Here is a 9,202-nt window from a genome sequence, read left to right on the forward strand (position 1 = left end):
ACAGCCAGTTCACCTCCATTGATAAGCCGCTGGAGCATGTCTCTCAGGCTATCGAGTACTTTGAGCGCGTGCGAGAAAGCTACCCCGACACCAAGTATGCCAAGGAAGCCACGGCGTACATTAAGGGCAGCCGCCAGTATATGGCCGACCACGAAATTTACGTCGCCGACTTCTATTGGCGCACGGAGCGGTACCGCGCCGCGTGGCAGCGCTACGAATCCATCGTGAAAGAATTCTCTGACCTGCCCAAGGTTGTTGACTACGCCTCTGAGCGTTCCAAGCTTGCTTACCTCCGATTCCAAAAGGGATCGTCCGAGGAAGTGCGGGAAGAAGCGCAGGGCAGTTGGAAGAAATGTTTTAAATGGTTGTAGAACAAAACGGCCCCTCGCAGGGCCGTTTTTCTTTTTTGGCCCGGACGGACGCCGATGCGTCGGCCGGGCCTTTTTCTTAGGAGACAAGCATGACCGATGTGCAGATGGTTCCGGACTGGTTGGAAGAGCGCCGCGTGGACGACGCCAATTTTGCAAGCGCCTACGACGGGCAGGGCGGCGAGCGCCGGGCGTGGATGAAAAAGCTCATCGCCCAGCAGTTCGCCATGGATGCCCCCAACGCGCAGACGCGCGCCACGTCGCGCGCCGCGTGGCGCAGCGGGTTCACCAGCGTAAAGGGAGCCAGTGCTCCGGATTTTGCCGTGGTGGTCCTTGGCGCGGGCGTGCAGTCCGGACCGCAGGCTGTGGCGGCGGCGCTTCCGGCTGTGGTTTCCGGCGCGCGGACCGTTTTGGCACTGCGCCTTGGCGAGGGCGGCGCTGATGCGGACGCCGTGCTGGCGGGTATGGAACTGTGCGGCATGGAGAATGTTTTTGCCGTGAGCGTGGACGAGGCGTGCTGCGCCATCGCGCATTTGAATGCCTCCGGGCGCGGCGCTGTGGTTGTCCTTGGCAACCGGGACGAACGCGCTGCCGTGTGCGGGGCGGCGCAGGGCGAGGCGCGCTGCGCGCAGGTGCTGACGCTGCCGCAGGCGATGCGCCTTGGCGTGTGGTATAGTGAGGACGCCCCCGAGTGGGACACCGAGACCATTCTCTGGGCGCATCCCGGCGCGCAGGTGGATGTCTGGAATGCCCCGCAGGCGCAGGCTGGCTGCGATGCCCATACAGGCACGCGGGAGGAATTTGAGGCCGCCGGTTACGACGCCGTCTATGTGCCGGAGTCCCTTTTTGCGGACGTGGCGGAGCTTGCGGGCCGGGCTTTTGGTCCTGGGCAGGAGGGCGTTTGGGCGTGGCCCGGTGTGACGTGCGATTTTTTCAGCGTTTCAGGCTTGGCATTGGGTGGTATTTCCGCGTAAAACTCCCTTAGAACACAGTGGATTCTCAATCAGCCCCCGACTTGTACAGGAAAGGATCAATGGCAAAGAAAACCGCGATTCCCAAAGGGTATATCCAGTCTCTGCGCAACATCGGCATCATTGCCCACATTGACGCCGGAAAGACGACGCTGACCGAGCGCATCCTCTATTACAGCGGCAGGATACATCGCATGGGCGAGGTGCACGACGGCACCGCGACCATGGACTTCATGCCCGAGGAGCAGGAGCGCGGCATTACCATTGGCTCCGCCTGCACCACATGCAGGTGGGGCGACAAGACCATCAATGTTATCGACACCCCCGGCCACGTGGACTTTACCATTGAGGTGGAGCGCGCCCTGCGTGTTTTGGACGGTGCCGTCGGCGTCTTCTGCGCCGTCGGCGGCGTGGAGCCGCAGTCCGAGACAGTGTGGCGGCAGTCCGAGCGCTACAAGGTTCCCAAGCTCGCCTTCATCAACAAGATGGACCGCATCGGTGCGGACTTTGAGGCCGTGCTCGATTCCATGCGCGACAAGCTCCGCGTGACGCCGCTCCCGCTCCAGATTCCCGTTGGCGCGGGGCAGGAATTTACAGGCGTGATTGACCTCATCGACATGACGTACCTTGTCTTTGACGAGTCAACCCATGGCGGTTCCTTTGAGTCCTTTGACCTCACTGACGAGCAGCGCGAACTGGCGACCCCGTGGCGGGAGAGCCTCTTTGATGCCGCGTCCGAGGTGAGCGATGAACTGATGGAGCTGTACCTTGGCGGCGAAGACGTCCCGCGCGGGATGGTCCTTGATGCCGTGCGCCAGCTGACGTTGGATTTGCAGGTGGTGCCCGTGTACACCGGCTCCGCCCTGCGGAATGTGGGCGTGCAGCCGCTTCTTGACGGCATCTGCGCCTTGCTCCCCAGCCCCGAGGACGTGGCGCGCCAGCAGGCTACCGATGCGCGCACCAGAAAGCGCATCGACATTATGCCCTCCATCAAGGAGCCGCTAGCGGCTTTGGCCTTCAAGGTCTCCCTGGAAACGGGGCGCAAGCTGGTGCTCATGCGCATCTATTCCGGCGAGATTGAGGCCGGGCAGGTGGTCTACAACGCCACCCAGAAGAAGGAGGAGCGCGTGGCGCGCCTCTTTACCCTGCACGCGGGGCACAAGGAAAAGGTGGACCGCGCTGTGGCCGGTGAAATTGTTGCCGCGTCGGGCATGAAGTTTGCCCGCACGGGCGACACGCTGTGCATGCAGGATACGCCCGTCATCCTTGAGCATATTGAGGGCTATAAGCCTGTTATTTCCCTTGCGCTGGAGCCGCGCAACAGCGACGAGGCGGAGAAGCTGGACGAGGTGCTGGAGAAGCTCCTGCTGGAGGACCCCACCCTTGCCCTGACCACTGACGAGGACACAGAGCAGCGCGTGCTGTCCGGCATGGGCGAGTTGCACCTTGAGGTTGTGCTGGAGCGCGTGCGCCGTGAATTCCACGTTGAGCCGCGCGTGGGCAATCCGCAGGTGGTGTATCAGGAAACCGCAGGGCAGAAGGCGTCCGCAGAGGGCGTTTTCGACAGGGAACTCGGCGACGACACGCATTATGGCTACGTCGCCCTGACCGTGGAGCCACTTGGGCGCGGCGAAGGCCGCAGCGTGCGGTTTGGCTTTGGCACCGAGGAATGGCCCGACCAGTGGCTGGATTCTGTGGCCGAGGGCATCGAAGATAGCTTGCAAAGTGGGGTGCTGAGAGGGTATCCAGTTCAGGACGTCCGGGTGACAATCGATGAATTGCGCCGTGAGGAAGGCAAATCCAGCGCAGTTGGATATCACATGGCGGCCGTCTCGGCAGTTAAGGAAGCCTTGCGTGGCGCCAGCCCGCAGCTTCTTGAACCCATTATGCAGGTAGAGGTCAACGTTCCGGACGACTTCGTGGGCGATGTCATCGGCCTTCTTGGGACCAAGGGGGCAAAGATCGACAACATGTACGATATGAATGGGCAAAAGATTGTCCAAGCCCTGACGCCTCTGCGGCAACTTTTTGGGTTTTCCACGCAACTTCGGTCAGTCACACAGGGACGCGGGGGGCTGATGATGCAGTTCTCCCGGTTTGACGTCCTTGGGTGAGTGCAACTCCAGTTTCTGGATTTCTATCTGAAAACATATGCATACAGAGCTTGTTTCAAGGTGGGTCCGGCTGCGGCGCTGGATCCGCTATTCCTACTTGCGCATTATGCGCCTTGGGGCGACGCCGCATTGCATCGCCCTCGGTCTTGCGCTTGGCATCTTTATCGGCTTTATGCCCATTGTGCCATTCCAGACCGTAGCGGTGCTGACCCTTGCGTTTATCTTCAAGGGAAACAAAATCGCCGCCGCCCTCGGCACGTGGATATCAAACCCCATTGATCTGCCGTTTTTCTATTACGGCCTGTATCTGGTTGGGCGCTGGGTTCTGCCCTTTGACGGGCCGGGTTTCGACCCCAAGCATCTGGAGATGAGTCAGCTCATCGCCGCAGGATGGGAACTGTTCGCCATGATGGTGACGGGTGGGCTGCTGCTTGGCATCCCCGCGTCCATTGCCACCTATTTCATTACCCGCCGCATGGTGGTGGGCTACAGAAAGCGCCGGATGCTCCGGCTGCTGCGGAAGCGCCTTGGCCGTAAGGCCAAATAAACCGCGCCATTTTTGCCCCACAGTAAAGCCCCGGAACGTCCGGGGCTTTTTTTGTGCGCGCCGCGCGGAAGGGGAGTGCGGGGGCGAAGTGGTATTGCCACTTGAAATGTCATGTTTTTTTCAGGCATACTCGCAGAAGTGTCTCCACAGTCTCTTTCCGGAGGAAGGTTTGTGAAACGCTGGTCCGTTATTCAAGGCGATGAGGAGTTCTGGAGCGACCTGAGCAAGGCGCGGCGCTGCGTGCTTATTTTGGATTATGACGGAACGCTGGCCCCCTTTGTCCCCGACCCCGCGAAAGCCGTGCCCTATGATGGCGTGCGCGAGGTGGTGGAACGCCTGATGGAGAATCCCCACTGCCGGGTGGTCTTTGTGACGGGCCGCTCCTGCGATGACCTTGTGCGTCTGCTGGGGCTGCCACATCAGCCCGAGGTGTGGGGCAGCCACGGCGGCGAGCGCTTGCTCCCAAGTGGTGAGCGGCAGCTGTTTGATATTGCGCCGGGGGCTGAAACCGCCCTGAAGCGGGCGGAGGCGATGGCGCGCGAGGCCGGGTACGTGGACAATCTGGAAGTGAAGCCGGGGTGCGTGGCCTTTCACCTGCGGAGTCTGGATGAAGATGTGCAGGACGAGGCCTTTGCGTGGGTGTCGAACCATTGGCAGAGCTTGGCCGATGGCGGCGGGTTGACTTTCGCCACCTTTGACGGGGGCGCGGAAGTGCGGTCCCCGGGGTTCACCAAGGATACCGCCGTACTCTCCATCTTGGAGGAGACCGGCGACGATGATGTGGTGTTTTACCTTGGTGACGACGCCACGGACGAGGACGCCTTCGCCGCCATTACCGGACAGGGGATTGGCATTTTAGTGCAGGCCGAGGACCGTCCAAGCCTTGCAATATGGGTTCTGCGGCCGCCGGAGGAAGTGTTGGCCTTCTTGAGCGCCGTCGATAACACACTGTAATGACGATGGCAGATGCTGGGCTGTGGGAAGGGTTGGCGTTGTCTTTTTCTTGAATTCCTTGCATTTGTGGAGTGTATTCTGTACAAAATGAAGTGATTTTTGGGGCGGGTGTAATTCCCGCCCGTTGTGCAATCTCTTCCCAAGGTGTTCAATGCCAAAAAATGCAGTTCGCTTGCTTGTGGTTTCAAACCGTTTGCCCATATCCCTCAAGCGCGATGGCGACGACTGGGAAATCGAATCGGGCAAGGGCGGTTTGGTCACAGCAATGGCCCCTGTTTTACGCAACAGGGGCGGGGACTGGATCGGCTGGCCCGGCGCGGGCAGCGATGTCGACCTGGGTCCCTATCTTGCGGAATATTCCAAGAAGGCAGGCTACACCCTGCACGGCGTCAACCTGACCGAAGATGACGTGCAGGGCTTCTATCAGGGCTTCTCCAACGAAGTCATCTGGCCGCTGTTTCATGATGTGCAGTCCCGCTGCAATTTCGCCCCCGAATATTTCAAAAGCTACTACGATGTGAACGGAAAGTTCGCCGACGTTATCGCCCAGGTTTCCACGCCGGATGACTACGTGTGGGTGCACGACTACCACCTTATGCACGTCGCCTCGCGCCTCAAGGAGAAGGGCGAAACGCGCCAGACGGGCTTCTTCCTGCACATTCCTTTCCCCCCGCTGGATATCTTCCTGAAGCTGCCATGGCGGAATGAGGTCATCCGGGCATTGCTCGACTTTGACCTTGTGGGCTTTCAGACCTATCGCGATCGCCGCAATTTTTTGCAGTGCGTGACCACGCTGTGCAAGGGCTACAAGCCTTCCGGGCGTGGCCCTGTGGTGCAGATTCGCGGAGAGGGGCGCGTGATTAAGGCCGGGTATTTCCCCATTAGTATTGATTATAAGGACTTTTCCAGTCAGGCGCGCACCCGCGCCGCCGCAGAGCTGGGCGATCAGGTGCATGATGCCTTTCGGCGGCGCGATTTGGTGCTGGGCGCGGACCGCCTCGACTACAGCAAGGGCATCCCCGAGCGCCTTGAGGCCATGCGGGTGCTGCTGACCAAGTATCCCGAGTTGCGCGAGAAGATTTCCCTTGTTCAGGTGGTGGTGCCAAGCCGTGAAAAGGTGCCGGAATACCAGAATATGAAGCGGCGCATCGAAAGCCTTGTCAGCGAGATTAACGGCGAGTTTTCGGAGCCGGGATGGGTGCCGGTGTATTACATTTTCCGGAGTCTCGACCGCAATGAGCTGGTGGCCTACTACCGGACGTCCAAGGTCGCGCTGGTTACGCCCCTGCGCGACGGGATGAACCTTGTGGCCAAGGAGTACTGCGCCTGCAACGTCACTGGCGACGGCGTTTTGGTGCTTTCCGAGTTTGCGGGGGCGGCGGCGCAGTTGCAGCGCGGGGCGCTCCTTGTGAACCCGCACGACGTGGAGGGCGTGGCCGACGCGATTTACCGGGGCTATCACATGAGCCTTGACGAGAGGCGCTCCCGGATGCACAAGATGCAAACCACGATTCGTAAGTTCGACATCTACTGGTGGGTTGATTCATTCCTCAAGGCGGCGTTCGGCAAGCATCTGGACGATTTTCCGCCGCAGGAGGTCGTGGACTACCATACAAGCGAGGAATGAGCCGGAGCCCTGCGCGCCGGCCCCGTTGCCTGCCAGCCTTTCGCATCCGGCGTGCGCGCCACAACTGAGTAGAACAGCGTGAAAAAGATTCAGAATCCAGCATACGGGCGCTACGCCAAGAAGCGCTTCGGCCAGAATTTCCTGCACGATGCCAACATCGCCAGAAAAATCGTAGAGACCCTGCGCATTGAGCCGCAGGACAAGGTCATTGAAATCGGCCCCGGACACTGCGCACTGTCCGTGCACATCGCTGACGCCAATCCGGCGCTGTACGCCGCGGTGGAGCGCGACCTGGAGCTTGCCATGGAGCTGCGCGACAAGTGTCCCGGCGTTGAGCCGCTGGCGGCGGACGCGCTGTCCATCCGCTGGGAAGGGCTGCCCTCTGATGCCTCGTGGAAGGTGGTGGGCAATCTGCCGTACAACATCGCCTCGCCGCTCATGTGGGAGCTGTTTAGCCGTGGCCGCGCCGTCACACGCGCCGTGTTCATGATCCAGAAGGAAGTAGGGCAGCGCCTCGTTGCGGAGGCCGGAGGGCGTGCCTATGGCGCGCTGACGGTATGGGTGCAGAGCTTTGTGAAGCCGCGCTACGAGTTTACTGTCAGCCCCAACGTGTTCATTCCGCGGCCAAAAGTTGAATCCGCGGTGCTGTCCTTTACCCCACATGAGAACCCGGGCCATTTTGACCCACGGGCCTTGTCCGGCCTTGTGAAGCTGTGTTTTCAGAACAGGCGCAAGCAGGTCGGTAAGATATTGAAATCATTGTGGAATGACGAAGTGGACGAATGGTTCCGCCAGCAGGGCCTTTCCGCGAAAGTTCGGCCCGAGGATTTGACGCCAAACCACTTTCAGGCCTTGTCAGTTCTCACAAAAACTCATTTTATGGCTTGACATGATTGAGAATCTGTTGCCAATGTTCAATGCGGCGGTAAGGCAAAGCCCCATGCGGACTCCGCCCATATACGCCCCCCGAAAGGCAGCAGGTAAAACCTGATAACTACTGGACATAAACGCCTGTATGCTTTAAGGGGCAAGAAAAGCGTGTAACGCATCGCCCAATTAGGCTGCACTAGTCTCGCATCGACGCGCAAAGGATGCCGCGTCAAACGTACGGCCCACCGTCGAAAGCAGACATGGTGATAGGAAGTTGTTTTTGGGGAGATAGAGACTAACTACTATGAGGAGGAATGGACTGATGACGAAGGCTGATCTGGTTGTAAAAATCGCTGAGAAGGCCAACATCACCAAAGCCAACGCTGAGCGTTCCCTGAATGCTTTTCTGGATACGGTGGAAGCAACGCTGGTGAAAGACGGCAAGCTGACCCTGACCGGCTTTGGCACTTTTGTGGTTGAGGAGCGCAAGGCTCGCACCGGTCGCAACCCCCGCACCGGCGCACAGATTGAGATTCCCTCTTCCAAGGTTGTTAAGTTCCGTCCTGGCAAGCTCCTGAAAGACGCCGTAAAATAAGTCTTAAGGGAGGACAGTTATGATTCACGGAGAAACTCTTCACAGCGCCCTGCCCTGGGATCTCCCCTGGTGGGCCCCCGACCATGTTGTATTTTTCGGAACCTTGTATCTGGTTCTGGGCATCCTCGGTCTCGCCCTTGGCTACGCCGCTGTGAAAGCCTACATCGATACTGTCGCCAACCCGAAGTCCGGCGCTAATTCGCATTAGTCCTCCGGTCTCTCGACGAACGAAGCAGCCCGGTGCGCCTAGTGCGTACTGGGCTGTTGTTTTTTCAGCGCTTTTTCCGCCCACGCCCGCGAGTGGAGGAGAGGTGAGAATCCCCTTTTCCCTAGATTTTTTCTTGCCCTTTGGGTAAATATGACCTAAAGAAGTCGTCTTTACATTGGCACGGCACATGTCCGTGCACCCAAGGGGAGGTGATTTACGTGCCCGGAGTAACCCTCGAAGATACTGAAAACTTCGATATCGCTCTGCGTCGCTTCAAGAAGCAGGTCGAAAAGGCCGGCATTCTGTCCGAAATGAAGAAGCGCCAGCATTACGAGAAGCCCAGCGTGCAGCGCAAGAAGAAGATGGCTGCCGCTCGCAAAAGGCTCCTCAAGAAGATGCGCAAAATGAACATGGGCTAAGCCCTTCATACCGTGAAGGTCGCTAGCAGTCTGCCGCAAGGCGGGCACCATGACCGATCCCTTTACAGTTATGCGGGGCGGCGGTGACGCCGCCCCGCATTTCCGTTTATCCATCCTTTGCAGTGCGGGTCCGAAAGGGTACCGCAACGGAGCCGAATGTCATGAGCAGTCTCATCAAGCGAATCGAATCTGACTTCATTGCCGCATACAAGGCCAAGGACACGGACCGCGTGTCGGTTCTGCGGATGCTCAAGACCGCCGTAAAGAACAAGCAGGTGGAACTTCAGCGTGAGCCGGAAGAAGGCGAAGTGCTCGACCTGGTGACCAAGCAGGTCAAACAGCGACAAGAGTCCGTGGACCAGTTCACTCAGGCTGGCCGCACCGAACTCGCCGAGCAGGAAGCCCGCGAGATGGCCATCCTGAAAGACTACCTGCCCGAGCCCCTCACCGAGGAAGAAGTCGCCGCCATCGTCGACGAAACCATTGCCAAAACCGGTGCCGCAGGCATGCAGGATATGGGCAAGGTGAT

Annotated in this window: 11 protein-coding genes; all 11 read left to right on the plus strand. The window is 59.3% G+C overall.

All coding sequences use genetic code 11. The features are described 5' to 3' along the window. Positions 1-371, plus strand: a 371-nt coding sequence (gene bamD / locus ACY69P_RS10225) for an outer membrane protein assembly factor BamD (protein ID WP_462327389.1), incomplete at its 5' end; no start/stop codon positions are given. Positions 372-460: 89 nt separating this feature from the next. Further along, positions 461-1,342 (plus strand): hypothetical protein, encoded by an 882-nt coding sequence (locus ACY69P_RS10230; RefSeq protein WP_462327390.1) that lies wholly within the window; start codon positions 461-463, stop codon positions 1,340-1,342. Positions 1,343-1,401: 59 nt separating this feature from the next. Further along, positions 1,402-3,453: an elongation factor G gene (fusA, locus tag ACY69P_RS10235; protein ID WP_462327391.1), complete on the plus strand. Its 2,052-nt coding sequence runs from the start codon at positions 1,402-1,404 to the stop codon at positions 3,451-3,453. A 37-nt stretch (positions 3,454-3,490) separates the two neighbouring features. After that, positions 3,491-4,000 carry a DUF2062 domain-containing protein gene (locus ACY69P_RS10240; protein ID WP_459899663.1) on the plus strand — a complete coding sequence of 170 codons (510 nt, stop codon included), beginning with the start codon at positions 3,491-3,493 and terminating at the stop codon, positions 3,998-4,000. A 171-nt stretch (positions 4,001-4,171) separates the two neighbouring features. Continuing rightward, positions 4,172-4,954, plus strand: a complete 783-nt coding sequence (otsB, locus tag ACY69P_RS10245) for a trehalose-phosphatase (protein ID WP_462327392.1) — start codon at positions 4,172-4,174, stop codon at positions 4,952-4,954. Positions 4,955-5,132: 178 nt separating this feature from the next. Then, positions 5,133-6,581, plus strand: coding sequence for an alpha,alpha-trehalose-phosphate synthase (UDP-forming) (locus ACY69P_RS10250; RefSeq protein ID WP_462327394.1), 1,449 nt, complete (start codon positions 5,133-5,135; stop codon positions 6,579-6,581). Positions 6,582-6,659: 78 nt separating this feature from the next. Further along, positions 6,660-7,469 (plus strand): 16S rRNA (adenine(1518)-N(6)/adenine(1519)-N(6))-dimethyltransferase RsmA, encoded by an 810-nt coding sequence (gene rsmA, locus ACY69P_RS10255; RefSeq protein ID WP_459899669.1) that lies wholly within the window; start codon positions 6,660-6,662, stop codon positions 7,467-7,469. Positions 7,470-7,773: 304 nt separating this feature from the next. Next, positions 7,774-8,046 (plus strand): HU family DNA-binding protein, encoded by a 273-nt coding sequence (locus ACY69P_RS10260; protein WP_404844799.1) that lies wholly within the window; start codon positions 7,774-7,776, stop codon positions 8,044-8,046. A gap of 19 nt (positions 8,047-8,065) precedes the next feature. Next, complete coding sequence (locus ACY69P_RS10265; RefSeq protein ID WP_404844800.1) at positions 8,066-8,254, plus strand: hypothetical protein; 189 nt, start codon at positions 8,066-8,068, stop codon at positions 8,252-8,254. A gap of 218 nt (positions 8,255-8,472) precedes the next feature. After that, positions 8,473-8,673, plus strand: a complete 201-nt coding sequence (rpsU, locus tag ACY69P_RS10270) for a 30S ribosomal protein S21 (RefSeq protein ID WP_404844801.1) — start codon at positions 8,473-8,475, stop codon at positions 8,671-8,673. A gap of 161 nt (positions 8,674-8,834) precedes the next feature. Then, positions 8,835-9,202 (plus strand): GatB/YqeY domain-containing protein (locus ACY69P_RS10275; RefSeq protein WP_462327393.1); only part of this gene is annotated, 368 nt, incomplete at its 3' end.

The sequence above is a fragment of the Desulfobaculum sp. genome (assembly GCF_054921475.1).

What these genes read in the sequence shown, in the direction of transcription:
- fusA (WP_462327391.1), top strand. Translation starts at nt 1,402, where the DNA reads ATGGCAAAGAAAACCGCGATTCCCAAAGGGTATATCCAGTCTCTGCGC.
- ACY69P_RS10265 (WP_404844800.1), top strand. Translation starts at nt 8,066, where the DNA reads ATGATTCACGGAGAAACTCTTCACAGCGCCCTGCCCTGGGATCTCCCC.
- ACY69P_RS10240 (WP_459899663.1), top strand. Translation starts at nt 3,491, where the DNA reads ATGCATACAGAGCTTGTTTCAAGGTGGGTCCGGCTGCGGCGCTGGATC.
- ACY69P_RS10230 (WP_462327390.1), top strand. Translation starts at nt 461, where the DNA reads ATGACCGATGTGCAGATGGTTCCGGACTGGTTGGAAGAGCGCCGCGTG.
- ACY69P_RS10260 (WP_404844799.1), top strand. Translation starts at nt 7,774, where the DNA reads ATGACGAAGGCTGATCTGGTTGTAAAAATCGCTGAGAAGGCCAACATC.